This is a genomic window from Streptomyces hoynatensis (assembly GCF_003626535.1).
Lineage (GTDB): Bacteria > Actinomycetota > Actinomycetes > Streptomycetales > Streptomycetaceae > Streptomyces > Streptomyces hoynatensis.
In genome coordinates, this window is record NZ_RBAL01000051.1 from 1 (window position 1) to 1,422 (window position 1,422).

At 70.1% G+C, this 1,422-nt stretch carries 1 protein-coding gene; it reads right to left on the reverse strand.

Translation table 11 applies throughout. The features are described from left to right. Positions 1 to 18: 18 nt before the first annotated feature. On the reverse strand, positions 19 to 1,236 hold the full coding sequence (locus D7294_RS31470) for an IS110 family RNA-guided transposase (protein WP_174248485.1): 1,218 nt from the start codon (positions 1,234 to 1,236) through the stop codon (positions 19 to 21). Positions 1,237 to 1,422 lie beyond the last annotated feature (186 nt).

Sequence of the window (1,422 nt, forward strand, 5' to 3'; positions counted from 1 at the left end):
GGAGTCTCAATGATGAAGTCAAGCCGCCTGCGTGACTGGCGGGGCGGGGGTGAATACCCGGTTGTCGCGCAGGAGGACCCACAGGACGCTCGCCCGTCGGCGTGCGAGGGCGATGATGGCCTGGACGTGTTTGCAGCCCTCGCTGCGCTTTTTCAGGTAGAAGTCCCGGTTCGGTCCCTCGCGGATGATGCTGGTCTGCGCGGACATGTAGAACACCCGTCGCAGGCGACGGCTGTAGCGCTTGGGCCGGTGCAGGTTACCGGTCCGCCGGCCGGAGTCGCGTGGCACGGGCACGAGCCCGGCGGCCGAGGCCAGGTGACCGGCGTCCGCGTAGGCGGTCAGGTCGCCCGCGGCGACGACGAACTCGGCGCCGAGTATCGGGCCCATGCCTGGCAGCGATTCGATGATCTCCGCCTGCGGGTGGCTCTGGAACGTCTCACGGATCTGCTTGTCGATGCGCTTGAGCCGGTCGTCCAGGGCCAGGATCTGAGCGGCCAGGTCGGCGACTATCTGGGCAGCGATGTCCTCGCCGGGCAGCGCTGTCTGCTGAGCCTGGGCGGCGTCCAGCGCGGTCGCCGCGACCGCGTCGGCGCCGCGCACACCGCGGTTGGCCAGCCAGGCGGTGAGGCGGGCCCGACCGCGGCGGCGGATGGCGGCCGGGGTCTGGTGGCCCGTCAGCAGCACCAGTGCGCCCTTGTGGGCGGAGTAGTCGAAGGCCCGTTCCAGGGCGGGGAAGATGCCGGTCAGCACGTCGCGGAGACGGTTGATCATCCGAACTCGGTCAGCCACCAGGTCGGAGCGGTGGGCGGTCAGCAGCGCGAGGTCGGCGGCCAGCTGGGCGGGCACGTCGATCGCGGCGAAGTCCCGGCGGTGGCGGGCGGTCTCGGCGATGACGTAGGCGTCACGGGCGTCGGTCTTGGCCTCGCCCCGGTAGGCCCCGGCCATGCGGTTGACGGTGCGGCCGGGCACGTAGACGGCCTGCTGGCCGTGGGCCGCAAGCAGGGCCAGCAGCAGCGCGGAGGACGTGCCGGAGATGTCCACGGCCCAGTGGACCTCGTCGGCCAGTTCCAGGATCTCGCCGAGCGCGGTCAGGATCGCCGACTCGTCGTTCTCGATCTTCTTCGACCACAACGTGGCGCCGGTCTCGTTGACCACCGCCGCCCAGTGATGGCCCTTGCCAGCGTCGATGCCGGCCCAGACCTGCCGCTTGCTCACTCGCTCCTCCTCGCACCGCATGAACTGCCCTCGGCCCGAGGAACACCCCGCTGTCATCTCCGTAATCAGCGACCGCACACAGCGCGCACATCTCAATCAGCAGCCAGGGCGCCCCGGAGAGCCGGACGGCCACTCCTAGTCAGCCACTGAAGGCAAGGACCCATAAGCCACATCCGGCCCTCCCGGGCCGCCCAACAACTTACGGAG

What these genes read in the sequence shown, in the direction of transcription:
- D7294_RS31470 (WP_174248485.1), bottom strand. Translation starts at nt 1,236, where the DNA reads ATGCGGTGCGAGGAGGAGCGAGTGAGCAAGCGGCAGGTCTGGGCCGGC.